We start from the raw sequence: 23,900 nt of genomic DNA on the forward strand, positions 1-23,900 counted from the left end.
CCAAAAAGTTGATCTGTCCGAGATGTGGCCGCAATCGGCGCGGCAATCAAGCCATTCCGTGTCACGCCGTCCCCTCCGTGGCGGGCCGGCGTTCAGCCGGTTTTGCGGCGTCTGGGGGCCGGTTTCGGGCGCACCTTGTGTTCGATCTCGTCATAGATCCGGGAAACGATGTCTTTTCCGGTGGCCTTTTCCACGCCTTCGAAACCGGGAGACGAGTTCACCTCGAGCACTTTGGGCCCGTCATCCGAGCGCAGCAGATCGACGCCGGCCATGTTCAGGCCAAAGGCGCGCGCCGCGCGCAGGGCCGTGTCGCGTTCGGCCTTGCTGATGCGCACCGGTTTGGCGCTGCCGCCCTGATGCAGATTGCTGCGGAAATCGCCGTCGGCGCCGGTGCGCTTGATGGCGGCGACGACGCGGGAACCGATGACGAGACAGCGGATGTCCACGCCGGCGGATTCCTTGACGAAATGCTGCACCAGGAAATTCGCCTTCAGTCCGCGAAAGGCCGAGATCACGCTTTCGGCCGCCTTGCGGGTTTCGGCCAGCACCACGCCCTTGCCCTGGGTGCTTTCCAGCAGCTTGACGATCAGCGGCGCGCTGCCGACCAGTCCGATCAGGTTCCCGGTGTCCTTGGGGCTGGCGGCAAAGGCGGTGCTGGGCATGCCGATCTGGCGCGCTGCCAGAACCTGGTGCGCGTGCAGCTTGTCGCGGCTGGCTGTGATGCCGGCGCTGCCGTTGACGCAATAGGTGCCGATGGTCTCGAACTGGCGAATCACGGCGGTGCCGTAAGGGGTGATCGAGGCGCCGATCCGCGGGATCACCGCGTCAAAGCGGGGCAGGCGTTTGCCGTCGTAATGCACCTCGGGGGCCATCGCGTTGATCGCCATGTAGCAGCGGGTGGTGTCGATTACTTCGACGGTGTGCCCGCGGGCCTCGCCCACCTCGACCAACCGTCGGGTCGAATAATTGTCCTCGCGGCTGAGAACGGCGATGCGCAGCGCCCGCTTGGGGGCGGTGCTGCGCATCTGGCGCGAGTGATAGACGTCATAGCTCAGTTCCGGCTGCAGGTGACGTTCGGTCGGCGAGATCGAGATGTGATCGGTCAGCGCCTGCCGGCCCAGCAGCATCCGGCTGGCCATGCTGGCGCGGTTGGTCAGGGTGACTTCGATCGGCCAGCTTTGCCCCGCAACTTCGAGGCGGGTGCGGATGACGCAGCGCAATTCGGTCTCGCCGTTCGAGGAGGTCACCTCGCGCCGGTCAATCAGGTCAGCTGAACAGGGAATTGTCAGATCGTCGCGACCGGCCACCGGATGTACGTAGAACCGTACCTTGGGGGCGGCGCTGGAGCCAAAAAGCTCGATTTCGGAGGCATGCAGCGCCGATGTACGCGCGCCGGTATCGACCTTGGCGCTGATCGCCGGCAGGCCCAGTTCCGGCAGGCCGACCCATTCTTCCCAGCCGAATTGCAGCGGTGCGGGTGTGTTCTCGGTCATGGTCCCTCCTTGGCAATCGCCCTCAAATGCCGCAGAAGGCGGCGATATGCAAAAGAGGGTCGCATGGCACAGTCCTTTTCCTTTCACGTCAGCGCCACGGATGGCAAGGCCCGAACCGGGGTTATCGCCACGCGGCGCGGCCAGATCCGCACCCCGGCCTTCATGCCGGTGGGCACGGCGGCCACGGTCAAGGCGATGCTGCCCGAAAGCGTGGCCGAAACTGGCGCCGACATCCTGTTGGGCAACACCTATCATCTGATGCTGCGCCCGACGGCCGAGCGGATCGACCGGCTGGGCGGGCTGCACCGGTTCATGAACTGGGACCGGCCGATCCTGACCGATAGCGGCGGGTTCCAGGTGATGAGCCTGGCCGGGTTGCGCAAGCTGACCGAGCACGGGGTCACCTTTAAAAGCCATATCGACGGGTCACGCCATGAAATCACGCCCGAACGCAGCATGGAAATTCAGCGGCTGCTGGGCAGTGACATCGTCATGTGTTTTGACGAATGCCCGGCCCTGCCCGCCGACCGGGCGCGCATCGCGGACAGCATGCGCCTGTCGATGCGCTGGGCGGCGCGGTCGCGCGATGCTTTCGGGGACCGCCCTGGCCATGCGCTGTTCGGTATCCAGCAGGGCGGTCTGGACCGGGAGTTGCGCGAGGAGAGCGCCGCCGCCTTGCAGGCAATCGGCTTTGACGGCTATGCGCTGGGCGGTCTGGCGGTGGGCGAGGGGCAGGCGGCGATGTTCGGCGTTCTGGATTTCGCGCCGCAGATGCTGCCCGCCGACAAGCCGCGCTATCTGATGGGCGTCGGCAAGCCCGACGATATCGTCGGCGCCGTGGCGCGCGGCGTGGACATGATGGACTGCGTGCTGCCGTCCCGGTCGGGCCGCACCGGGCAGGTTTTTACCCGGCACGGCATGCTGAATATCAAGAACGCGCGACATCAGGACGACCCGCGCCCGTTGGACGAGAATTGCGGTTGCCCGGCCTGCCGGGGATACAGCCGTGCCTATCTGCACCATGTGTTTCGCAGCAAGGAGATCGTCTCCTCGATGCTGCTGACCTGGCACAATCTGCATTATTACCAGCAGCTGATGTCCGAGATGCGTGACGCCATCGCCGGTGGGCGTTTCGACACCTGGCAGGCGGATTTTCACGCGGGTCGTGAGCGGGGCGATATCGAGCCTTTGTGAAGGCGGGAGGCTGTGCGGCGCTCCCGCTGCGCGGATCGCCCCGCCCGCCATCCCGCAGGACGTGTTCAGCGGCGAATGGTCTCGCGAAGGTAGAGCATGTTGCCCATGCCGTCAGGCGTGGTGGTCCCGACCTGGTGCCTGCCCTGATATTCGCCTTGGGGGATTATTCGATCTTGCAGTCGCTGCGCTTGCCCTTGAAACGGTCCTGCGGGTCGCCGGCGCAGGTTGTGTGTGACTTTTGAAGCTGCTTACCGCGTTTCTTGCGCGGCTTGCCGGTACAGGTCAGTTGTCTGACCTTGTTGCGCTGGAAATATGGCGGATCATCGCGTGGACCGGTTTCGGTGTGTCGCCTTTGACCACCATTTCGTCCTTGACCATGGGCGTGCCACCTTCCGGAGCAGGGTAGAGAGTTCTGGTTTCGGCCGTTGCCGTCGAGGCGGTGGGTACGAGGGTGGCGGCGGTGGCCTGGGCGGCCAGTTTGGGTCTGATCGTGATAACTCTAGTAAGCGACCTTGTCGCCTTGGGCGAGGCATCAGAAGCCCCAATCTGATACCCTGCCCGAATGCGCCAGTGGCGATGTTCCCGGCGATCCCGCGGTGGCTGACAAGGGTGCCTGACCGGGAACCGGGCAGCGCCCTGTCGGGAATGGCGTGCATTGCCCGAATTTGTGGCCTTGCCCTCGTGCATGGGGCAGGCCATTCTGATCACACAACGGTAAGCAAGGTTGAATTGGCGGCTGCAGGCCCCACCTACTGAGCGATGATCGGAGATGGCCGGGTGTTGCCGCATCGCGGGACCGGCGCCATCTTGCCAATACAAGGACAGAGCATGCAAGAACCCCTGAACTCTTCTTATCCGGTACTGCCGCTGCGGGATATTGTGGTTTTCCCCCACATGATCGTGCCGTTGTTCGTTGGCCGGGAAAAGTCGGTACGCGCGTTGGAAGAGGTGATGGCCGATGACAAGCAGATTCTGCTGTCCAGCCAGATCGATCCCAGCGTCGACGACCCGGAGGCGGACGGAATCTACAAGGCCGGTGTGCTGGCCAATGTGTTGCAGTTGCTGAAGCTGCCGGATGGCACCGTCAAGGTGCTGGTCGAAGGCCAGGCGCGGGTGCGCATCACCGAATTTCTGGACAACGAAGATTTCTTCGAGGCGCGGGCCGAGTACCTGACCGAGATGCCGGGCGATGTCACGACGACCGAGGCGCTGGTGCGAACGGTCGGGAACGAATTCGAGCGGTACGCCAAGGTGCGCAAGAACATCCCCGAAGAGGCGCTGGCGGCCGTGGGCGATAGCACCGAACCGGCCAAGCTGGCCGATCTGGTGGCCGGGCATCTGGGCATCGAAGTGGCGCAAAAGCAGGATCTGCTGGAAACGCTGTCGATCAGCGAACGTCTGGAGAAGGTCTATGGCCTGATGCAGGGCGAATTGTCGGTTCTGCAGGTCGAGAAGAAGATCAAGACCCGCGTCAAGAGCCAGATGGAGAAGACCCAGCGGGAATACTATCTGAATGAGCAAATGAAGGCCATTCAGAAGGAGCTGGGCGATGGCGAAGAGGGCGAGGGGGAAATCGCCGAGCTGGAAGCCAAGATCGCCGAGACCAAGCTGAGCAAGGAGGCCCGGGAAAAGGCCGATGCCGAGCTGAAGAAGCTGAAGAACATGAGCCCGATGAGCGCCGAGGCGACCGTGGTGCGCAACTATCTGGACTGGATGCTGTCGATCCCGTGGGGGGTCAAGTCGCGGGTGAAAAAGGATCTGGGCAAGGCGCAAAAGGTGCTGGATGACGACCATTACGGTCTGGAAAAGGTCAAGGAGCGGATCGTCGAATACCTGGCCGTGCAGCAGCGCAGCAAAAAGATGAAAGGCCCGATCATGTGCCTGGTCGGCCCGCCGGGCGTGGGCAAGACCAGCCTGGGCAAATCCGTGGCCCGCGCCACCGGGCGCGAGTTCATCCGTATCTCGCTGGGCGGGGTGCGCGACGAAAGCGAGATCCGCGGCCACCGCCGGACCTATATCGGCTCGATGCCGGGCAAGATCATCCAGGCGCTGAAAAAGGCCAAGACGACGAACCCGCTGATCCTGCTGGACGAGATTGACAAGATGGGTCAGGATTTCCGGGGCGATCCGGCCTCCGCGATGCTGGAGGTTCTGGACCCGGAACAGAACAACACCTTCATGGATCACTATCTCGAGGTCGAATACGATCTGTCCAACGTGATGTTCCTGACCACGTCGAACTCTTACAACATGCCGGGGCCGCTGCTGGACCGGATGGAGATCATTCCGCTGGCCGGCTATACCGAGGATGAAAAGCGCGAGATCGCGAAACAGCATCTGATCGGCAAGCAGGTCAAGAACCACGGGCTGAAGGCCAAGGAGTTCGAACTGACCGATGCGGCGCTGACCGAGATCATCCGTGTCTATACCCGCGAGGCGGGGGTGCGGAACCTGGAACGCGAGATCGCCAAGGTCTGCCGCAAGAGTCTGACCCGGATCATCAAGGGCGACACCGACAGCGTCACCGTGACGCCGGACAACCTGAGCGATTTTCTCGGGGTGGCGAAATACCGCTATGGTCTGGCCGAGCAGGAGGACCAGATCGGCGTGGTCACCGGGCTGGCCTATACCAGCGTCGGCGGCGAGCTGTTGCCGATCGAGGCGCTGCGTCTGCCGGGCAAGGGCCGGATGAAGACCACCGGCAAGCTGGGCGATGTGATGAAAGAGAGCATCGATGCAGCCAGTTCCTATGTCCGCTCGATCAGTCCGCAGATCGGGATCAAGCCGCCGAAATTCGACACGCTGGACATCCATGTTCACGTGCCCGATGGCGCCACGCCCAAGGACGGCCCCAGTGCCGGGCTGGCGATGGTCACCTCGATCGTGTCGGTGCTGACCCAGATTCCGGTACGCAAGGACATCGCCATGACCGGCGAGGTCAGCCTGCGCGGAAACGCGATGCCCATTGGCGGCCTCAAGGAAAAGCTGCTGGCCGCCCTGCGCGGTGGTATCAAGACGGTGCTGATCCCGGAAGAGAACGAAAAGGATCTGGCCGAAATCCCCGACAACGTGAAGGACGGTTTGAAAATCGTGCCGGTCAAGCATGTCTCCGAAGTGCTGCAACACGCGCTGCTGCGCCAACCCGAACCCGTCGAATGGGACGAAGCGGCGGAAGAGGCGGCGGCAACCAAGGCGGCCCTGACCGGCAAGGACGACACGGCCACGGCTACGGCGCATTGACGGGTTGAAGCCGAGCCGCCGGCTCCTGGCTGGCCGGAACCTGCCCTGCAACACAGCGGCGTCCCTAGCGGGGCGCCGCTTCGTTTTCGTCGCGGCATATCGGCCAGAGTGCTGCACCGCGGCCCCCTATCGGCGAGCGTCGGACGGCTGGGCAGTAACGCTGTTCTCCGCAAAGCTATCTTTTTGTGCCAAACTCGTCCATAATCGGACAGGTTTTAACGATTATGTGTGTCACGATGTCGAATTGGCGTATCTATGAAATTTCCCGGTCCTTGCTGGCGACCGAGGCCGAGAGCTTGGTCAGAAACTGGTATTGTGCCAGTGATACCCAGCCCACTCTGTTTGTTCTGAACAATGTGTCTGCCGCACGGGTCAACCGGATCCTCGACCCCGTCGTGGCCGCGCGTGCGCTGCCGGGACATGGTGTGCGCTATGCGATTCTGAGTGAGTTGCCGCGGTTTTCCGACATTTTCAGGCAGGCCGGTCGTTTGGTCATCGCGACGCCGGAATTCCGCGCTTGTTTGCGTGACAGCGGTATCATTGTGAACCCGGATTGCGAGATTCGCGATCTCGTCCCGACCCAGGTGCCGATGCGGGTGCCGGGGCTGCGGAACAGGCACGCATATCCCTTGCCGGGCCTTCAGTCCGCGGATCGGGAAATTGCCGTCGGCCTCTTGCACTACCCGGCAGGCCCCGCTACATCGCGTTGGGCGGGTGATTAGCTCAGTTGGTAGAGCGCTTCGTTTACACCGAAGATGTCGGGAGTTCGAGTCTCTCATCACCCACCATAACCCGTTGAATTTTAGTGTGGTTTCCTTGCGCCGCCGCTTTTGGTCTGGTCCGGTTTCCCAATCCCGAACCAGAGTTTCCCAGAAATACCGGCCAGGGCCGGCGGCGCCGATCTGGTGCGGCGTCAGAAAACCCGTTCTGATCTAACCCAGCAGCGTCAGCCACATCCAGACGGTCAAAAGTGACGTTCCGGTGGCGATCAGAACCGACGAGGCGGCCACCCGTTTGGCCCGACCATAGATATTGGCAAAGATGAACGCATTGACCCCTGGCGCCATCGCCGCATTCAGAACCGCCGATCGGAACAGATCGCGATTCAGGGACAGCGCCGATCCCATTGCCCAGACCAGGGTCGGGTGGACCAGCAGCGAGATCGCACAGACAAAGGCGATGGTGCGCAGATCGCCCTCGGGACGGTATTGCACCAGAACGCCACCCAAAGCGAACAGCGCACAGGGCAGGGCGGCGCGGGTGATCAGCGCCAGGGCATCATCGATCACACCGGGAATTGCGAGCCCGGACAGGTTGACCGCAAAGCCCAGTGCGATGCTGAGGATCAGCACATTGCGGAACATCGCGCGCAGGCTGGTGCGAAGGGTCGCCATGCCGCCCCGGCCGCGGTTGCGCACGATCTCCATTGCGGTGATGCCCAGCGCATAGCAAAACGGCGAGTGAAAGGCGATGATGGCATAGTTGCCGGTCAGGCTCTCGGGACCATAGGCGCGCTCGGTGATCGACAGCCCCAGCAGCACGGAATTCGAGAACAGGCAACAGAACCCGATGGCGATGCTGTCCTCCCAGTCGCGGTGAAATAACAGGCGTGCGCCAGCGATCCCCAGCGCAAAACAACTGGCCGCACCGGTGTAGAAACTGGCCAGCAGGGCCGGGTCGAATCCGGCGGACATGTCCAACTGGGCAATGGCGCGGAACAACAGGCAGGGAATGGCAAAGCTCTGGGCAAAGCGCATCACCGCGTCGATCTGCGTATCGCTGAAATACCGGGCGCGGGTTGCGGCGTAGCCGGCGCCGATCACCAGAAAAACCGGCAGGATCACATCGATCAGGGTCTGGAACATGAAGCTCTGCCTCTTCTGCAGCGCGTGCCTGTCAGCCGCTTTGCCGGGCTGCCGGCACCGCTGTGAAAGCCAGAGAAAACGAACACAGCGTGCCCCGGACCGGGACCGTTTCGATCATATCGGATAGCGCAGGGTCATACCGTCATAGGCAACGAGAACATTGGCGGCGGTTTCGGCCATGACGGTATCGTAATCCATGTCGATATGCATGTTGGTCAGCACGGCCTGGCGGGGTTGCACGCGGTCGATCCACTCCAGAGTGCGGGCCAGATGCGAATGCGTCGGATGCGGCGTGCGCCGCAGGGCGTCGACGATCCAGCAATCCAGGTCCTGCAGGGCCTCCCAGGCCTCGTCATAGATCTCGGCGACGTCGGGCAGATAGGCCAGCCCGCCGATGCGAAATCCCAGGGCGTCGATCGAGCCATGTCCGACCCGAAACGGGCGCAGGTCGATCGGGCCGCCGGGGCCGTCGATCGAAAACGGGCCGTCGATGGTGTTCAGGTTCAGGATCGGCGGATAGGGCGAGCCCTCGGGCTGGACAAAGGCATAGCCGAACTTGCTGATCAGGTCGTTCTGGGTGTCGCCATCGGCCCAGACCGGAATGCGGGCGCGCATGTTGAACACGATCATCCTGAGGTCGTCGATGCCGTGAACATGGTCGGCATGCCCATGCGTATAGACCACCCCGTCCAGCCGGCCGGTACCGGTGTCCAGCAGTTGTGACCGCAGGTCCGGCGAGGTGTCGATCAGCACCGAAGTGGTGCCGCCCGGCCCGTCCCGCTCGACCAGCAGCGAACAGCGCCGGCGCGTGTTCTTGGGGTTTTCAGGATCGCAATCGCCCCAATGCCCACCCAGCCGGGGCACGCCGCCGGACGAGCCGCAGCCCAGTATGACAAAGCGCATCTCTGCCATCAGGCTGCTGCCCGGAACTGCGCGGCCTTGCTGAACAGGCGGTTGAAATTGCTCTGGGTCCGGGCCGCGAACTCGGCATAATCCAGACCAAAGATGTCGGCGCCGACGCGGGCGGTATGCGCGGTGTAGGCCGGTTCGTTGCGCTTGCCGCGATGGGGTGGTGGTGCCAGATAGGGGGCGTCGGTCTCGACCAGGACGCGGTCGATGGGGGCGGCGGCAAAGATGTCGCGCAACTCCTGGCTTTTGGGAAAGGCCGCAATGCCCGACATCGACAGGTAGAACCCCAGATCCAGAGCGGCGCGGGCCAGGTCCGCCGAAGACGAGAAACAGTGCATCACGCAGAAATAGGCGCCGTTGCGGTGCTCGTCGCGCAGAATGCGCGCCATGTCGTCATCCGCCGCGCGTGCATGGATGATCAGCGGCAGGCCGGTCTGGCGCGCGGCGGCGATGTGGATGCGCAGGCTCTCTTGCTGAATGGCGGCACTGTCGGCGGTATAGTGGTAATCCAGCCCGGTTTCGCCGATCCCGACGAATTTCGGATGCGCCGCCAGCGCCGTCAGTTGCTCGACACTGACCAAGGGTTCCTGGGCGGCACTCATGGGGTGGGTGCCGGCGGCATAGAAAACCGGCGCATGCGCTTCGGCGATGGCGCGCACGGCGGGTTCGTTGCGCAGCCGGGTGCAGATCGTCACCATGCGGGTGACGCCGGCGGCGGCGGCATTGGCGACAATGTCATCCAGCTGGCCCTCGAAATCGGGGAAATCGAGATGACAGTGGCTGTCGGTGATCTGGGGAATTTTGGTCATGGGCTATTGGCGCGGGGCCGGCCCGCCACGGTTTCCTTCATCTTGAAAACCGTATCTAGGACAAGCGCGGCGGGGTCAAGGTTGACCGACTGCCCGTGGCGGCTGCGGTCGGTGATGATGGCGGCGGTCTCGGCCCAGGCGCGCGCCATTCCCGGATCGGGGGCCAGCCGGGTCAGGATGGCCGCCTCGCCCGGTGCCGCTTCGGGCCGGGGCGCGGTGCCGCTGGCGCCGGTGCGGGCCAGGCGTGTCAGCGCGATCTCGGTGAGATCCAGCAGCAGGTCGAATGTCTCGGCAGCACCGCGCTGGGCGGCGGCCTGCGCCAGCGCCAGCGCGCGGGGGCGGTCAAGCGCGGGCAGCGAATCCAGGATCGCGATCAGTTCGCCATACAGGCGCAGCCCGTCCAGGCCCAGCAGCCGAAACGCCGCGCCGACCGAACCGGCGGCCAGGGCGGCCAGGTGGTCGGCCTGACCGGAGGCGTCGGGCAGGGCGGTGCCGGCCTGGGACAACGCCGCCTGCATGTCCGCGCTATCCAACGGGTTCAACCGCAGCGTGCGGCAGCGCGACCGGATCGTCGGCAACAGCCGCGACGGATGATGCGCGACCAGCAGCAAGGTGGTGCGCGCCGGCGGTTCCTCGAGCATTTTTAGCAGCGCATTGGCGGCCGCCGTGTTCATCTCGTCGGCGGCGTCCACGATCACCACGCGCCGGCCGCCATCGGCCGCCGACAGGCCAAAGAACCGCGCCAGCCGGCGGATGTCATCCACCACGATCTCCTGGCGTATCCGCCCCGATCGTTTCTCGTCTTCGCTGCGGGTGACATGGGCCAGGCCCGGTTCGGCCCCGGCCAGAATGCGCCGCGCCACGGGGTGGTCCGGGGCGATGTCCAGGCTGTCGGGCGGCGGTGGCGCGAACATGCCGGCCGCCTCGGCGGCGGGCGTGGCCAGCAGGAACCGCGCGATGCGCCAGGCCAGGGTGGCCTTGCCGATGCCGCGCGGCCCGGTCAGCAGCCAGCCATGATGCATGCGCCCGGATGTATAGGCCTGCAGAAAGGCGTTCTGAGCCGCGTCCTGCCCGAACAGTTGCGCGGTTTCGCGCGGATGCGGCGCGCCGGGGGCCTGATCGGGGGGCAGGGGGTCGGCGCTCATGCCAATGCGTCCATGGCGATGGCAAGGACCTCGACGGCAACCGTGTCGATGGCCCGATTGCCGTCGATCACCCGGAACCGGTCGGGGTATTCCGCCGCCAGCGCCAGAAAGCCCGTGCGCATCCTGCGTTGCAGATCGGGGCCGAACCCCTCGAACCGTTCCTCGTGGCCCTGCCGCGCCAGCGCGCGGTTCAGCCCGGTTTCGGGGTTCATGTCGATCAGCAGGGTCAGGTCCGGTTCGCGCCCGATCATCAGGTCGTGCAACTGGTCCACGAGGTCGCGCAGATCGCCGCGCGACAGGCCCTGATACATGCGGGTGCTGTCGGCAAAACGGTCGCAGACCACCACCTTGCCAGCGCTCAGTGCAGGCAGGATCACGCGCTCCATGTGGTCGCGGCGGGCAGCGGTGAACAGCAGGATCTCGGTTTCCGCCGACCAGCGGTCGGGGTCGCCTTCCAGCACCAGCCGGCGGATGTCCTCGGCCCCGGGCGAGCCGCCCGGCTCGCGGGTCAAAACCACATCGTGCCCAGCGGCGCGCAATGCGTCCGCCAACCGCCGCGCCTGGGTGGATTTGCCGGACCCGTCGATGCCTTCAAAGCTGAGAAAACGCCCCGAGGCGGTGGGCGATCGGATCACATTGCCTCCATCGGCCCGTTTACGAAACGGGTGAACAGGTGCTGGGCAGCGGTCGTGACCTTGACCATGAACCCGCCCGCGGGCACGTCCTGATGCGCCACCAGCGGTCGGCGGATTTCCGGCAGGCCCTCGGGCTTGATCACCAGTTCCGCCAGTTCATCGCCCTTGCGGATCGGCGCGTGCAGTGGACCCTGATACACGACTTCGGCCGCGACGGATTTGTCGTTCAGGGCGGGCAGCAGCAATTGCAGATCCTCGGCCGGTACCAGCCCTACCGATCGTTCAACTCCCATCCAGACGTCGGCCGTGGCAATGGGCGTGTCGGCGGTGGCGATGGTTTTCTTGACAAAGTGGCGAAACGACCAGTTAACGACGGCCTGGGCCTCCTCGGTGCGGGCCGCCTGATCCGGCAGTCCGGTCACCACGAAAATGACCCGGCGGTCGCCCTGTTTCGCCGAGCCGACAAGCCCGTAGCCGGCTTCCTGGGTGTGGCCGGTCTTGAGGCCATCAGCCCCGATGCCCAATCGCAGCAGCGGGTTCCGGTTGAACCGGTTTGCCGGTGAACGATCTTTGTAGTTGAATTCCTTCTGGGCGAAATACTGATAGAATTCCGGGAACTCCTCGATCAGGCGCTCGGCCAGAATGGCCAGGTCGCGCACGCTCATCCGCTGGTAGGGATGCGGCCAGCCCGATGCGTTGGCAAAGGTGGAATGGGTCATGCCCAGCCGTTTCGCCATCTCGGTCATCTGCGCGGCAAAGGCCTCTTCGGAGCCGGCCAATCCCTCGGCCACAACGACCGTGGCGTCATTGCCCGAGGATACGACAATGCCCTGGATCAGTTCGTCCGCCGTCGGCCGGTCCAGTTCGTTCAGGAACATCGTCGAACCGCCCATTTCCTTGGCCTTGGTGGAAACGGTGAATTGTTCGTTCAGGCCGACCCGCCCGTCGCGCAGCGCGTCAAACAGCATGTACAAGGTCATCAGCTTGGACATCGAGGCCGGCGGCAACGGATCGTCGGCATTCTTGGACAGCAGCACCGTGCCGGTGGACTGATCCAGTACATAAGCGGCCTTGGCGGCGGTGTCGAATGCCCAGGCGGTCAGCGGCAGCTGGCACAGCAACAGGGCCCCAAGGATGTGACGGAACGCTGGTTTCACCGAGAATACTCCCTGGTCAGTTGGTTACGAAATAGGCGTCGGAGAACCCGGCCCCCTTGACCCGCTTCAACAGCGCCGCGCCGTCGGACCGGGTCATTGCCGGACCGACCACAACACGCCAGAACCGTTTGCCGTTGGCGCGCTGGTCATAGACGGTGGGCGTCAGGCCGGCGGCGCGCATCTGGCCGGCGGTACGCTCGGCATTGGCCTCGACGCTGAAGATGCCGATCTGGATATAGGGCTTTTCGAGCCGCGAAACTTGAGGTTGCGCCGTTGCGGCGGTCACGGGTTCTGCGGCGGGTTCAGGCTCGGCGGCGCTGGCGGCAGCCGCGCCTGCGACCGCAGGTTTTGCCCAGGGCCAGCGAAAGCCCCGCTTGCGCGGTTGATCCGCCGCCGTTTCGGTGCTGGCCGCGGCCGTCGCTGCGACAACGTCAGCCTCGGGCGTTGCAGACACCGTGGGAGTCGGTTCCGCCGACTCTATTGCGGCAGCCGCGCCGGCGATCGGGTCCAGCGCGGTTTCGCTGATTTCGGGTGCCGGGGCGGGCTCGGCGGTGGCCGCGGCTGCGGGTTCCGGTTCGACCGGTGCGCGCGTCAACGCGATGATGGTCATCTGAACCGGCGCGCCCGGCAGCATCGACAACGCTTCGGCGGCATCCGACGAAGCCTGGATGCGCGGGCCGGGAATGTCGCGCTCGCGCCGGAACAGCGCGCCGATCACTTCCTTGTTGTTGGCCGCGTTGCGGATCACCACGCGCTGGGGCTCGGTGACATCCGGATGCGCCACCCAGACGCCGCCCAGCGACGGGCGCCCGTCCCACAGGGCCGCCTCGGTCGCCTCGAAAACCTCGGGGGCCTCGACGTCCTTTTCCACCAGCTTCTTGCTATGCGTTGCGCCGGTGCTGCCGGTCGCGGCGGGCCCGTTACCGGGATTCAGGAATGAGTTGCCCTCGTCGCAGCCCGAAAGCGCCCCCATGGCGAGCACGGTTCCGGTCAGGCAGATCGCGCGCCTGATGCCAGTTGCTGTACGGATCATATCCAGTTCCTTGCCTGTGTGCCGGCACATATGCGTTCAATTGCCGGTTGTCCGGTCATTCCGCCTGGCCGTGCGCCGCACCATAGCTTGGCTGTGGTGGCAAGGAAAGTCCGCGCCACCGGACTCGGCGAGAATTCCCCGGGTTTTTTGCTTGCCTGACGGGGCGCGGGCGCATACATCGGCGTCTCAGTGAAACCGGTCAGGGCGTTTCACGCTGGTCCCGCGGGGGCCGCGCGGGGAGGTGGCAGAGTGGTCGAATGCGGCGGTCTTGAAAACCGTTGGGCGTGAGAGCGTCCCCGGGGTTCGAATCCCCGTCTCCCCGCCATTATCCCCATTGCGAACCAGTGACACCGCCCTGATGGGCACGGATTTTTCAGTGTTATCAAAGGGGTTTGCAGGAACCGACCGAACCTCATAGACGCGTCGCCAGTCCAAAGTTGGGCTCTGAATGGCCCTCAGTCTCAGTTTGGGCGGACCTCGCTCGCTCCGGTTCAGTCTACTTTTACCGTTACTTTTCAGTAGCTTGCTTTTGAACTCCGCCAAAACCCAATTGCGCGTTCCGAACGGCTTCGATGGCAGCTGACCCAGCCCCCTGAAATCAGGCCACTGGGATGTTAGTAATCCGTCCAAGCAAAGGATGGACTATGAAACGCAGATTTGGCGACGAACAGTTCATAGGAATGACCAAGGAATTCGAGGCAGGGGTTAAAGCTCAGGAGTTGTGCCGCAAATACGGGATCAGCGATGCCACGTTCTACAAATACAAAGCCAAGTTTGGCGGGATGAACGTGTCGGATGCGCAGAAGCTGCGAGCGCTGGAAGATGAGAACAATCGTCTGAAACGGATGCTGGCGGATGCCATGTTGGACAACGCCGCGCTCAAGGATCTCGCGACAAAAAACGACTGACGCCTGACGTTAAGCGACGGGCCGTGTCGGATGTGATGGATCGGCATGGCCTGTCTGAGCGTCGGGCATGTGAACTGGCCGACCTGCATAGGTCTGTCTTTCAATATCGCAAGCAGGCCCAGGATGACATGGCGCTCCGAAAACGGTTGCGTGAACCGGCGAATGAACGCCGTCGGTTCGGCTATCTCCGCCTAAAGGCTGCATCCATCACACAGATCGTGGGTCGCAATATGGTTCGCACGATTATCAGAAGATCCTGCGCCAACATGGGTTCAAGGTGTCGATGTCTGGGAAGGGCAGCCTTGAGCGCCTCAAGCGCAACCCTCGCCTTATACTCTGCCGATTGGTTCTCCCGTTTCGACATCTCTGATCGCCTTCTCGTCTAAGATCAGCAGACTGCAAATCGTAGCTTATGTCGAAGTCCGATTTTCGGGGGGGGGCCGCTCAAAGGTTCTCTGAAACAGGCAGTCATTGCTGGCCCGTTGGCAACGCAGGCTTTCCGTCCAACTCTGCCTGTACTGCCAAGAGTTCAGGGTGTTCCGGATTGGCCGACAGTGCCTCTGCTACAACCGTGGCGGCCGCATCGCGACCCCGGGTCGCCGCTGTGATCCTGACTAGCATCATCCATGCGTCCAGCCGCTGCGGATCCAGCCGCACCACTTCGCGGAAAGCGGAAGTGGCCATGCCCATGTCGCGCATGGTTAGCGCTACGCCGCCAAGCTGGAGATGGGTTTCAGGAAAATCGAGACGGCTCGTCATAGCATCCTGCCATTCCACCATGGCGCCTTGAAGTTCCGCAGCGGTTTCTCTCTGCAGATAGTTCGCTGCTCCACCCAACATTGTGCGGGCGGCTGCCATGCGCACATTGCGGGCAGGATCTGCAAAGGCGGCGGCCAGGTGCTTGCTCCTTTCCTGGAGCGGTGCAAGCCGCTGCAGAGAGGCCGCGGCTGCGCGGACAAGAGGATCAGGGTCCTGCAGCTGATCCGTCAGCCCGGTGGCCGCCTGCGGGCTGTTTGACTGCTCCAGAAGCCAGAGCGCAGTTGCCCGCACGATGCCGGGCTGGCTGGTATCTTGCGCGAGTGCGGTCAAATCGCCGGCCGTCGCAACCGCATCGGCACGCCCCCGCGCCAGCACTTCCCCGTAGTGCTGACCGCGGTTTTTACTGTCCGGATACCAAGTGGAAATCTGTGCTGCGGCCCAGGCTGCGTCCCGGTCGCCGTGGCAGGCGGTGCAGGCATCCGGCGCACCGGTCACCTGTGAAAGGTCCGGCCGGGGAATCCGGAAGGAGTGATCGGCGCGCCAGTCGTTACCCATATATACGCGTTCCGGCATGTGGCAGGACTGGCACTTTGCTGCTGTTGTGCCCTCTGGGTGGAAGTGATGCGCCGGGCTGTCGTAGTCAGCTGCTGAAAGTGTAGGGAAGTCCGGATTGCCCGCCGGGCTGTGGCATTGGGAACAAAGACCATTGCCTTCTGCCTTCAGTTCCAGGCTGTGTGCGTTGTGGCAGTTCAGGCAGGTCACGCCCCGCGCATACATCTTCGATTGCAGAAAGGAGCCGTAGACATAGACCTCGTCCTGGATCTGACCATCAGCGTAATAGAGTCCTGGACGCAGGAGCGCGAGCACGTAGGCATCATCATAGCGCGTGCCCGGCGCCGGGTTGCCGTCCAGGTTGGTTTCGCGTCTGGAATGGCACGTCGCGCATTGTTCGACCGTCTGCACAGAATCAGAGAAATCCACAGGAAATCCATGGTTTGCGGGCGGCGGCGTTCTTGTCGTTTTCCATCCTTCGGCCCAAGCCACATGGTCCGCACCCGGTCCGTGGCAGGCTTCGCAGCCGACCCCCATTTCGACCTGGGTAGACGCATAGCTGAAACGGCGCGCATCGTAGCCTTTGCTGAAGCCAGTCGCGTGGCACTCGGCGCAGCGCGCGTTCCAGGTCTTGTAAGGACCCGTCCAGTGCAGACCGTCCGAGGGCGGCAGGTCCTGGTCCGGGTAAAGGTGGAACCACTTTTCCTGTTCGGTGTCCCAGGCCACGTCGAAGCTCTGCAGCCGCCCCGGTCCGGTCTCGAGAAGGTATTGCTGCAGCGGTTCGATCCCTGCGACCGAATGAACTTGGTATTCAGCCTGTGATCCATCTTTTTCGGTAAGCTCGATGTAGTAGCCGCCCTCCGCTCCGGTCTGAAACCGGGCGGTCACACCGTCATGGTGAAAGTCCGTCCCGCTGAAATCACCCGCGACCGTCTCCCGCGATGGCAGTGTCCAGGCCTGGGCGTGATGCGATCCCGCCCAGCCGGCGGCACTGTCCTTGTGACAGCCGGAGCAGCTGTCTGACCCCAAGTAACCGTCAAGGCTCTGGGCCATCGCGGGGAGGCCCAGCAGCAGAAGAAGGATCAGAACTGCAATCTGCATTTTCGGTGAGCCTTCAGGTTTCCCGGGTCGTGCACGCACTTGGATTGCGCAGCGGCATCATTCACCGCCGGGCCAGACCCGCTCCCAATCAGCGGCCATGTCGATTACCACCCAGCCGCGGCTGGCTGCTTCATCAAGCCCGCGTACAAGCTGCCCGATGTGGCTATCACGGTCGTAGGCGTATTCGCGTTCACCATCGGTGTGGTGCAGGAGGATGCCCAGCCGTGCGCCGGTCCCCGCAGTGGTCCATTCAAGCATCTGGAAATCTCCGTCGGAATTTCCCACCGCGATCAGTGGCCGGCGCCCGATGCGGGCCTCAATAGCAACCGGCTTGCCAGCCTTGTCGTCGATGAAGAAAATACCCGGGTCCTTCATCACCCGCGGCGGCCCGTCCTCGGCGGAATAGCTGCCGTTGCCAATGGAGCCAATAACCTGTTCGGGCGGAATATTATAGGCGCGCTCCGAGAACGCACGGATGAAATGCAGGCCGCCGCCCGAGGCGATGTACGTGCGGAAGCCTTCATCGCGCAAGTAGCTCAAGAGCTCCAGCATGGGCTGATAGAGCATTTCGTCATAGGCCCGGCCAGTTCGGGAATGACTAGCCGTATCCAGCCAGCTGCGCACAGCGGTCTGGAACTCGTCTACCGTCAGCCCGGAGTGGGTGGCCGAGACGATTTCCAGCAACCCCTCGGTTCCCGAGGCGGCCACAGTTTCCATGTCCCCTTCGGCTGCGGCGTTCAGCACGTCAGACGTGAGCACCGCAGGGTCGGCAGCAGCCAACTCCTTTAGACGGTCGATGGCAAACAGGAGCTGGAAATAGACCGGCTGCTCAGCCCAGAGTGTGCCGTCATTGTCGAAAGCCGCGATGCGCGCGGTCGGGGTGACATAGTCAGGTGACTCAGGGTCCGTCACGCGTTCGACAAATTCGATGATCCTGGCCTTGGTGGCCGTGTCCGTCCATGACGGCAAAGGATCCGCCAGCAGAGCTGACGCAAACAGAATTGAAAATGGAAGTGAAACCAGTAGAGTACGCATCGGGAAGACCTCCGCAAGCGCAGGGAAGGGGACGCCGGGGCGACCGGCGGAATACGCGCCCCGGCGGAGAAGTTCCACCGGGGCGAACAGGGATTGGCCTACTGCGCGCCGCCCGGCTGCGTCAGCTTCTCCATCACCTTGTCGAGGCTGAAGGAAGCCGCCTCCTGCCGTGGCGGGTATTCCTTGAAGGTCTCTAGGAACTGCGCGACATAGGTTTGGGCCGGCACCAGCATGAAGGCTCGGTCGAGCAGCCAGTCGTAATAGGTGTTCGACGTCCGGTAGCCGCGTTCATACGGGTCTCGGCGCAGGTTGAAGATCAGCGGCACGCGCAGTGGTGTCAGCGGCTCCATCCAGGCCCGGAAGGTCCCCCAGGCTTTTTGCTCCAGGAAGGTGATCTTCCAGTTGTTGAGCCGGATCGCTGCGAGGTCGCCGTCATCGGTAAAGTAGAAGATCTCCTTGCGCGGGCTCTCGTCCGTCTCGCCCTTCAGCATAGGCAAGAGGTTGTAGCCGTCGAGATGGACGCGGTATTCGCGGCCTGCCATCTCTGGAACTGTGACGCCTTCCAGCAAATCTTCCTTAACGGTCACGTTGCCTGCGGCGGCCAGGAATGTCGGCAGCCAGTCCATGTGATGCACGATCTCATTCGAGATCGTTCCCGGCGCGATATTGCCGGGCCAGCGGACCATGGCGGGCACCCGCCAGGCGCCTTCCCACTGGGTGTTCTTCTCGCCCCAGAACGGGGTCATCCCGGCATCCGGCCAGGTGTTCATGTGGACGCCATTGTCAGTGGAATAGAACACGATGGTATTATCGGCGATGCCAAGTTCGTCAAGTTTGTCGAGGAACTTGCCGATATCCATGTCGTGTTCGATCATGCCCGCCGTGTATTCGTCAGCCCGTTCTCCATTGTACTTTTCATCGGCAAGCGCGCGGTTCTCGTCGCTGACATGGGTGCGGAAATGCATCCGCGTTCCGCTCCACCACAGGAACCACGGAGTCCCGGAGGCGGTCTGCTCCTCCATCCAGGCGATCGCTGCATCCGATGTCTCGTCGTCAACGACCTCCATCCGCTTCTGCGTCAGCGCGCCGGTATCCTCGATATTCTGGGTGATTTCAGTCTCGCCGTAGGTCGCGGTCACGTTCAGAACACCGCGCGGACCGAAGCGTTCGAGAAACGTTGTGCCGTCCGCCAGGACCATGTCCCGCGGGTAATCTTCATTCTCCGGCTCTTCCTCAGCATTCAGATGGTAGAGATTGCCGAAGAACACGTCGAAACCGTGGTTCGTCGGGAGGTGTTCATCCCGGTCACCCAGGTGGTTCTTGCCGAATTGCCCGGTGGCATAGCCTTCGGCCTTGAGGAGGCCTGCAATGGTCGGGTCTTCGACCTGCATGCCTTCCTCGGCGCCGGGCAGCCCGACCTTGGACAGACCGGTGCGGAAGACCGACTGGCCCATGATAAAGGACGACCGGCCAGCCGTGCAGGATTGTTCGCCGTAATAGTCGGTAAAGATCATTCCCTCTTTGGCAACCCGGTCGATATTCGGGGTTTGATAGCCCATCAGCCCCATTGTGTATGCGGAGATATTGGACTGGCCGATGTCGTCGCCCCAAATAACGAGAATGTTCGGTTTTTCGCTCGCGCTGCCTTCCTGGGCAAGCGCTGGCGCCCCTCCAATGCTCACCATCAGGATGCCGGCCCCGACGGCCCGGCCAAAATGCATTATTGCCATAATCGATAACTCCCTCGCATTTGATATATTGAAACTTGAGGTGGCCGCAGACAGGCAATAAGCGAGAAACATGGTTGCCAGAGTGCCACCCCCAAAGCATTTTAGTAGGGTCATTTATCCATAGGTTGAGGGAATGGCGCAACACATTCGTTTAAGTCTATTTGCCTCTCGTCAAATGCTTCTTGAATGTTGGCCCTGCAGCCCGACGCGCCAATGGGTGCCGTAATCGTCTGGCCGTTGACTAATGCGGCCAGACCCGCCGCCGAGGTGCCGATAACCAAGACGGCCCTTGTCGTCGGCTGGGGAACTTCGAGAGTGCACGGGCTCGCGCCGAAAAGGTCCTGGAGGCAGAACCGGATTTCAAGGTCGGCATCTTCGCCGACTCCATGTCCTTCCGAGATCCAACACTTGTCCAAGATTATCTTTAAGGCCTCATCGGGACCGGCGTGCCGGAATGACCGCTCGGGGCTGGCCTTTCCAGCACGACTTCGCTGCAGCTGCAGTTGCGGCTGGTAGATGTGACAATGATCGATTATCGTTCGTAGAGCTTGCTGATCAGGCGGAACAGAAGCTGGCCACCAGTCTGGGCGAAGGGCAAATAGCCGAGTTCGTCCAGGGTCCGGAAGTCCGGACAGGAGATCAGATCCGCAGTCCGGCCTTGCCGTTCGGCACCGGCTTTTGCACCCAGCCTGCTGACCAGATCGACGACGTTGAAGAACCGCCCCGGCGTCCGGCCCGGATACAGGCGCGGGCGATGCTGGCGGCGGGCTGGGTTTTCCCTGATGCCCCGGTGCCCACCGGCAGACCGAGCGGCCAGGCCCACAGGTTCTGCGGGCGTGCTGGCATTTCGGTCGCCGGCTCAGTTGTCCGAACGGCGCCAGTGCGTCCGCCGGTCCGTTCGTGCAGGACGGCTCAGCGCCTCTTCGATACGCGCCGCATAGCTGGCACGCTCGGCATCGCTCATGGCGCTGACCCGCCGCAGCCAGGCCGCATTCGCGGCGGCCTGCCAGTCGCGGCGCGACCGGGCATGGGCTTCGAGCACCGATGTCGCGGCGTCGGGCTGAAACGGGACCGCACGCAACGCTGCCGCCAGTTGGGCCCCCTCGATCCCATGCCCGACCGGGTGATGGTTCTCGTTATTCTTCCCTTTTCCGCCCGCTTGGGCGGTCGCAAGCGCCGGCATCAGCTGCCGCATGTCCCGGCGAAAAGCGCGGCGATCCTCGCGCGACAATTCGCGGTACAGAGCCGCGCCCAGAGCCGGCGGCGGCCGTCGTACCCCGTCCGGGCCGCCAAATCGATACACTGCGCCGGCGACCAGCCCCACAACCAGCAGGTTCGCTGCCAGCGACAGCACCAGCAAAATGCGCATCCAGCGCCGGTTCCGTCCGGGCGATTTATTGTCCGTTTCGGTCATTCACCGCTCCTCCGCCATCGCCAGCATCAGGCTGTCATCGCCAAACAGAGCGGTTTCCCATATCAGCAGCCCGGCCGGATCCGGCAGCGCCTGCGGTGGCGCTACCCCCAGCCAGATACCGATTGCGCAGGCCGTCACCAACCCCCCCATCGCGGGCCAGCCGCCCAGCATCTGCATCAGTTGACGCCACCGCCCCGACCGCCGCGATTGCATCCGGATTTCCTGACGCGCCGCTGCCGGCGTTGCGTCCTGCACGCGCGCCGCGTCGGCGAGAACACGTGCGGCCAGACCCTCAGGCAGATGTGCCGTCTCGCGACGGGCAGCATCGAAAAAGCCGTCCAGATCGATCTCGTTCCGATTGCCGTCAGTCATCGCTGTACCCCAGTTCGTTGCGTTGCCCGGCCAGCGCCCGGCCCAGCGCCCGTTTGCCTCGCGCGGTCAGGCTCTCCACCGCTTCGGTGCTGATCTCCATGATCTCGGCGATCTGCGGATTGGACAGGTCCTCGAGATGGCGCAGCACGACGGCCTGACGCTGCCGCTCGGGCAGCTGCATCAGCGCCGCCTGCAGGGCATCGGCCCGCGCCGCCTGCTGCAGGCGCTCGGGCATGCCGGGCGCCGGATCCGCCGGTTCGGGCACATCGTCCAGCCGCGCCGCGCGGCGTTTGCGGCGACGCTTGATGTCCAGACACAGGTTCAGCACCACGCGATAGAGCCAGGTGCTGACCTGCGCCGTTCCGGGCTGCCAGTCGGGCGCCATGCGCCACAGTCGCATCATCGCCTCCTGCGCCACATCCTCGGCCTCGGCCCGGTCGCCCAGTACCCGCAGCGCCACGCCATGAGCGCGTGGCGCCAGGCGTTGCGTCAACAGGCGCGCCGCCGCCGGCTCGCCCTTGGCGAACAGACCTAACAGGGCGGCGTCGGACGGTTCGGACCGGCCGGCGGTCATCGCCACCGGTCCGAGCCGGCAACCCGGCTATGCGGCGCGCCGGGCACACTCAGTAGTTACCGTGGTGGCGCTTCATGCGGCCCTTGCCGGCTGCCCCGACCGTGTCGAATTCCTCTTGCGAGATGCCGCCGCTGCCGTCGCTGTCCATTTGATCGAACATCCGGCCCGACCGTCGCGGGCTGGGCATCTCGTCGCGTGACAGGGCTCCGTCCTTGTCGGCATCGAATTTCTCGATCAGACGTGCGACGCGCTGGGCGACGCGTTGCTGACCGGCCGCCTCCAGTTCGGCGCGGCTGAGCAGGCCGTCACCATCGGAATCGGCGCTGGCAAAGCGCGCGTCGCGATGGGCGGCCATCTCCTCCGGCGAAATCTCGCCGCTGCCATCCGCATCAAGGTCCTGGAACGACGCCTGGTGCCCGGACATCCGGCCCGGCCCCATGGCCAGCGCCGCAACCGCGGTCAGCGACATGGCCGACGCCACGATTGCCGTGATGAACATGCTGTTTTTCATTTTTCGCGTTTCCTTCTGCGCGACGGCCCCGTGCCGTCGATCATACAATGCAAACGTCGCATCCCCGCGGTTCCGTCGATATTTTTTTCCGGACTCGGATTATTTTTCCATCCTTTGCATCGTTGCCGGTACGGAAATCTGTCTGCACGGGGCTTCCGGCCCCTGTCACGTATTCGCGACATCGCGCCGCAATGTCACATTACCCCCTTTTCCGCACCCGGGATCGCGCCCATTTATGAGGTGGGAGACAAGGAAAAAAATGACAGACGAATCGATTTCACATTCGCCGCATGTCGGCGAAGACGCCGCGCGTGATGTGTGGCCCGCGCTGATCCGGGGATGGCGCGGCAAGTGTCCGCACTGCGGCAGCGGGCCTTTGCTCAGTAGTTACCTCAAGGTCAACGACCGGTGCAAGGTATGTCGCGAAGAACTGCATCACCACCGGGCCGATGACGGCCCGGCCTATCTGACGATTCTCATCGTCGGCCATGTCATGGCGCCGCTCTTGCTGCTGGTGTTCATCAACTGGCGGCCGGAACCGCTGACATTGTTCACTATCTTCGCGGTTGGCTGCGTCGGGCTGTCGCTGTACCTTCTGCCGCGCATGAAGGGGGCCATTGTTGGGTTCCAATGGGCGCGGCACATGCACGGGTTCTGACTCGGGGGCATTCCCCCCGACAACCCGTCCGGTCAAAGGCGCACGAGACAGAATGAGCATGGATAAAACCGCAATCCGGAACGCCGCGACGGTGATCGTCCTGCGCGACCGCCTCAGCGACCCCGCAATCCTGATGGGCCAGCGGGGCGCCAAGGCGGCCTTCATGCCCAACAAGTTCGTCTTTCCGGGCGGCGCGGTGGATCCGGCCGATGCCCGGGTGCCGCTGGCGGCGCCCTTGCCGGATATCTGCCACCAACGCCTGGGCGACCAGGCACCGGCCGGCATGCAGACCGCGCTGGCCGCTGCCGCGATCCGCGAACTCTGGGAGGAAACCGGCCTGATCCTGGGCCGGGCCGGAACATGGCCTGACCGCGACGTACCGCCGGACTGGCGCAGCTTTGCCGCCACCGGGCATCTTCCCGCCGCCGACAGCCTGCAATTCGTATTTCGCGCCCTGACACCGCCCGGGCGGCCCAGGCGCTTTGACGCGCGGTTCTTTCTGGTCGATGCCAACGCCATCCAGGGCGATCTCGACGATTTTACCCATGCCTGCGACGAGCTTTCGCATCTGCAGTGGATCAAGCTGCGCGAGGCGCGCAACTTCGACCTGCCCTTTATCACCGAAGTCGTGCTGGCCGAGGTCGAAGCCCGCGTCGCGGACATGACGCCGCCGGTCAGCGTGCCCTATTTCCGCAATGACGACGAAGAAAGCCTGTTTCTGCGGCTGCGCGGACATCCAATGCCCAACCACGACTGACGGGTCACCCGCAGGGCGTCCGAGTTGCGCGCGCCTTGCATGGCCCGCG

The 23,900-nt window shown here is 63.7% G+C and carries 21 protein-coding genes, 2 tRNA genes and 2 pseudogenes; 9 read left to right on the forward strand and 16 right to left on the reverse strand.

From position 1 onward, the window contains the following. Positions 1-92: 92 nt before the first annotated feature. Positions 93-1,493: a 30S ribosomal protein S6--L-glutamate ligase gene (gene rimK, locus ACFMPD_RS03730; protein ID WP_380991945.1), complete on the reverse strand. Its 1,401-nt coding sequence runs from the start codon at positions 1,491-1,493 to the stop codon at positions 93-95. 63 nt (positions 1,494-1,556) lie between these two features. Here rimK and tgt point away from each other — a divergent pair, with 63 nt between their 5' ends. From tgt to ACFMPD_RS03750, 4 genes are all read left to right on the forward strand, one after another. Beyond that, complete coding sequence (gene tgt / locus ACFMPD_RS03735; protein ID WP_380991947.1) at positions 1,557-2,687, forward strand: tRNA guanosine(34) transglycosylase Tgt; 1,131 nt, start codon at positions 1,557-1,559, stop codon at positions 2,685-2,687. A gap of 828 nt (positions 2,688-3,515) precedes the next feature. After that, positions 3,516-5,927: an endopeptidase La gene (lon, locus tag ACFMPD_RS03740; RefSeq protein ID WP_380991949.1), complete on the forward strand. Its 2,412-nt coding sequence runs from the start codon at positions 3,516-3,518 to the stop codon at positions 5,925-5,927. Positions 5,928-6,199: 272 nt separating this feature from the next. Then, positions 6,200-6,649 carry a hypothetical protein gene (locus tag ACFMPD_RS03745; protein WP_380991951.1) on the forward strand — a complete coding sequence of 150 codons (450 nt, stop codon included), beginning with the start codon at positions 6,200-6,202 and terminating at the stop codon, positions 6,647-6,649. Beyond that, positions 6,640-6,715 (forward strand) — tRNA-Val (locus ACFMPD_RS03750). The genes ACFMPD_RS03745 and ACFMPD_RS03750 overlap by 10 nt, the downstream gene beginning before the upstream one ends. A 144-nt stretch (positions 6,716-6,859) precedes the next feature. Here ACFMPD_RS03750 and ACFMPD_RS03755 read toward each other — a convergent pair. From ACFMPD_RS03755 to ACFMPD_RS03785, 7 genes are all read right to left on the reverse strand, one after another. Beyond that, entirely contained in the window at positions 6,860-7,792 is a 933-nt protein-coding gene (locus tag ACFMPD_RS03755; protein ID WP_380991953.1) for an AEC family transporter, read from the reverse strand. A 114-nt stretch (positions 7,793-7,906) separates the two neighbouring features. Then, positions 7,907-8,704 carry an MBL fold metallo-hydrolase gene (locus ACFMPD_RS03760; protein WP_380991955.1) on the reverse strand — a complete coding sequence of 266 codons (798 nt, stop codon included), beginning with the start codon at positions 8,702-8,704 and terminating at the stop codon, positions 7,907-7,909. Beyond that, a complete protein-coding gene (locus ACFMPD_RS03765) occupies positions 8,704-9,510 on the reverse strand; it encodes a TatD family hydrolase (RefSeq protein ID WP_380991957.1) in 807 nt (268 codons plus the stop codon). The genes ACFMPD_RS03760 and ACFMPD_RS03765 overlap by 1 nt, the downstream gene beginning before the upstream one ends. Beyond that, a complete protein-coding gene (locus ACFMPD_RS03770) occupies positions 9,507-10,655 on the reverse strand; it encodes a DNA polymerase III subunit delta' (protein WP_380991959.1) in 1,149 nt (382 codons plus the stop codon). Before ACFMPD_RS03770 ends, ACFMPD_RS03765 begins: the two co-directional genes overlap by 4 nt. Further along, positions 10,652-11,290 carry a dTMP kinase gene (tmk, locus tag ACFMPD_RS03775; RefSeq protein ID WP_380991961.1) on the reverse strand — a complete coding sequence of 213 codons (639 nt, stop codon included), beginning with the start codon at positions 11,288-11,290 and terminating at the stop codon, positions 10,652-10,654. Before tmk ends, ACFMPD_RS03770 begins: the two co-directional genes overlap by 4 nt. Continuing rightward, a complete protein-coding gene (locus ACFMPD_RS03780; RefSeq protein WP_380991963.1) occupies positions 11,287-12,447 on the reverse strand; it encodes a D-alanyl-D-alanine carboxypeptidase family protein in 1,161 nt (386 codons plus the stop codon). Before ACFMPD_RS03780 ends, tmk begins: the two co-directional genes overlap by 4 nt. A gap of 16 nt (positions 12,448-12,463) precedes the next feature. Further along, positions 12,464-13,480 carry an SPOR domain-containing protein gene (locus tag ACFMPD_RS03785; RefSeq protein ID WP_380991965.1) on the reverse strand — a complete coding sequence of 339 codons (1,017 nt, stop codon included), beginning with the start codon at positions 13,478-13,480 and terminating at the stop codon, positions 12,464-12,466. A 235-nt stretch (positions 13,481-13,715) separates the two neighbouring features. Between ACFMPD_RS03785 and ACFMPD_RS03790 the strand changes: the two genes are divergently transcribed. The 3 genes and pseudogenes from ACFMPD_RS03790 to ACFMPD_RS03800 form a co-directional block, all read left to right on the forward strand. Then, a tRNA-Ser gene (locus ACFMPD_RS03790) sits at positions 13,716-13,805 on the forward strand. Positions 13,806-14,124: 319 nt separating this feature from the next. After that, positions 14,125-14,388, forward strand: a complete 264-nt coding sequence (locus ACFMPD_RS03795) for a transposase (protein WP_380991967.1) — start codon at positions 14,125-14,127, stop codon at positions 14,386-14,388. 187 nt (positions 14,389-14,575) lie between these two features. Further along, a pseudogene (locus ACFMPD_RS03800) lies at positions 14,576-14,689 on the forward strand (DDE-type integrase/transposase/recombinase); the annotation flags it as partial. 167 nt (positions 14,690-14,856) lie between these two features. Here ACFMPD_RS03800 and ACFMPD_RS03805 read toward each other — a convergent pair. From ACFMPD_RS03805 to ACFMPD_RS03840, 8 genes and pseudogenes are all read right to left on the reverse strand, one after another. After that, positions 14,857-16,800 (reverse strand): cytochrome c3 family protein, encoded by a 1,944-nt coding sequence (locus ACFMPD_RS03805; RefSeq protein ID WP_380991969.1) that lies wholly within the window; start codon positions 16,798-16,800, stop codon positions 14,857-14,859. Between the two features lie 57 nt (positions 16,801-16,857). Beyond that, positions 16,858-17,835: an HAD family hydrolase gene (locus ACFMPD_RS03810; RefSeq protein WP_380991971.1), complete on the reverse strand. Its 978-nt coding sequence runs from the start codon at positions 17,833-17,835 to the stop codon at positions 16,858-16,860. A 98-nt stretch (positions 17,836-17,933) separates the two neighbouring features. Next, the gene (locus ACFMPD_RS03815; protein WP_380992311.1) at positions 17,934-19,520 is read right to left on the reverse strand and encodes an arylsulfatase; all 1,587 of its coding nucleotides are present in this window, start codon (positions 19,518-19,520) and stop codon (positions 17,934-17,936) included. A 583-nt stretch (positions 19,521-20,103) separates the two neighbouring features. Next, positions 20,104-20,363, reverse strand: a pseudogene (locus tag ACFMPD_RS03820) (ATP-binding protein); the annotation flags it as partial. 61 nt (positions 20,364-20,424) lie between these two features. Then, complete coding sequence (locus tag ACFMPD_RS03825; protein WP_380991973.1) at positions 20,425-20,979, reverse strand: hypothetical protein; 555 nt, start codon at positions 20,977-20,979, stop codon at positions 20,425-20,427. Beyond that, positions 20,980-21,351, reverse strand: coding sequence for a hypothetical protein (locus tag ACFMPD_RS03830; RefSeq protein ID WP_380991975.1), 372 nt, complete (start codon positions 21,349-21,351; stop codon positions 20,980-20,982). Then, the gene (locus ACFMPD_RS03835) at positions 21,344-21,925 is read right to left on the reverse strand and encodes an RNA polymerase sigma factor (RefSeq protein WP_380991977.1); all 582 of its coding nucleotides are present in this window, start codon (positions 21,923-21,925) and stop codon (positions 21,344-21,346) included. Before ACFMPD_RS03835 ends, ACFMPD_RS03830 begins: the two co-directional genes overlap by 8 nt. Before the next feature lie 49 nt (positions 21,926-21,974). After that, positions 21,975-22,436, reverse strand: coding sequence for an EF-hand domain-containing protein (locus tag ACFMPD_RS03840; RefSeq protein ID WP_380991979.1), 462 nt, complete (start codon positions 22,434-22,436; stop codon positions 21,975-21,977). A gap of 259 nt (positions 22,437-22,695) precedes the next feature. On the opposite strand from ACFMPD_RS03840, the gene ACFMPD_RS03845 reads away from it, so the two are divergent. Beyond that, positions 22,696-23,094, forward strand: a complete 399-nt coding sequence (locus ACFMPD_RS03845; protein WP_380991981.1) for a DUF983 domain-containing protein — start codon at positions 22,696-22,698, stop codon at positions 23,092-23,094. Between the two features lie 52 nt (positions 23,095-23,146). Next, positions 23,147-23,851 (forward strand): NUDIX hydrolase, encoded by a 705-nt coding sequence (locus tag ACFMPD_RS03850; RefSeq protein WP_380991983.1) that lies wholly within the window; start codon positions 23,147-23,149, stop codon positions 23,849-23,851. Positions 23,852-23,900 lie beyond the last annotated feature (49 nt).

The organism is Sedimentitalea sediminis, assembly GCF_042687825.1.
Classification (GTDB): Bacteria; Pseudomonadota; Alphaproteobacteria; order Rhodobacterales; family Rhodobacteraceae; genus Sedimentitalea.

Excerpts from the sequence above, each read along its gene's own strand:
- rimK (WP_380991945.1), bottom strand. The coding sequence starts at position 1,493 with ATGACCGAGAACACACCCGCACCGCTGCAATTCGGCTGGGAAGAATGG.
- tgt (WP_380991947.1), top strand. The coding sequence starts at position 1,557 with ATGGCACAGTCCTTTTCCTTTCACGTCAGCGCCACGGATGGCAAGGCC.
- lon (WP_380991949.1), top strand. The coding sequence starts at position 3,516 with ATGCAAGAACCCCTGAACTCTTCTTATCCGGTACTGCCGCTGCGGGAT.
- ACFMPD_RS03755 (WP_380991953.1), bottom strand. The coding sequence starts at position 7,792 with ATGTTCCAGACCCTGATCGATGTGATCCTGCCGGTTTTTCTGGTGATC.
- ACFMPD_RS03760 (WP_380991955.1), bottom strand. The coding sequence starts at position 8,704 with ATGGCAGAGATGCGCTTTGTCATACTGGGCTGCGGCTCGTCCGGCGGC.
- ACFMPD_RS03765 (WP_380991957.1), bottom strand. The coding sequence starts at position 9,510 with ATGACCAAAATTCCCCAGATCACCGACAGCCACTGTCATCTCGATTTC.
- ACFMPD_RS03770 (WP_380991959.1), bottom strand. The coding sequence starts at position 10,655 with ATGAGCGCCGACCCCCTGCCCCCCGATCAGGCCCCCGGCGCGCCGCAT.
- ACFMPD_RS03785 (WP_380991965.1), bottom strand. The coding sequence starts at position 13,480 with ATGATCCGTACAGCAACTGGCATCAGGCGCGCGATCTGCCTGACCGGA.
- ACFMPD_RS03795 (WP_380991967.1), top strand. The coding sequence starts at position 14,125 with ATGAAACGCAGATTTGGCGACGAACAGTTCATAGGAATGACCAAGGAA.
- ACFMPD_RS03805 (WP_380991969.1), bottom strand. The coding sequence starts at position 16,800 with ATGCAGATTGCAGTTCTGATCCTTCTTCTGCTGCTGGGCCTCCCCGCG.
- ACFMPD_RS03810 (WP_380991971.1), bottom strand. The coding sequence starts at position 17,835 with ATGCGTACTCTACTGGTTTCACTTCCATTTTCAATTCTGTTTGCGTCA.
- ACFMPD_RS03815 (WP_380992311.1), bottom strand. The coding sequence starts at position 19,520 with ATGGTGAGCATTGGAGGGGCGCCAGCGCTTGCCCAGGAAGGCAGCGCG.
- ACFMPD_RS03825 (WP_380991973.1), bottom strand. The coding sequence starts at position 20,979 with ATGACCGAAACGGACAATAAATCGCCCGGACGGAACCGGCGCTGGATG.
- ACFMPD_RS03830 (WP_380991975.1), bottom strand. The coding sequence starts at position 21,351 with ATGACTGACGGCAATCGGAACGAGATCGATCTGGACGGCTTTTTCGAT.
- ACFMPD_RS03835 (WP_380991977.1), bottom strand. The coding sequence starts at position 21,925 with ATGACCGCCGGCCGGTCCGAACCGTCCGACGCCGCCCTGTTAGGTCTG.
- ACFMPD_RS03840 (WP_380991979.1), bottom strand. The coding sequence starts at position 22,436 with ATGAAAAACAGCATGTTCATCACGGCAATCGTGGCGTCGGCCATGTCG.
- ACFMPD_RS03845 (WP_380991981.1), top strand. The coding sequence starts at position 22,696 with ATGACAGACGAATCGATTTCACATTCGCCGCATGTCGGCGAAGACGCC.
- ACFMPD_RS03850 (WP_380991983.1), top strand. The coding sequence starts at position 23,147 with ATGAGCATGGATAAAACCGCAATCCGGAACGCCGCGACGGTGATCGTC.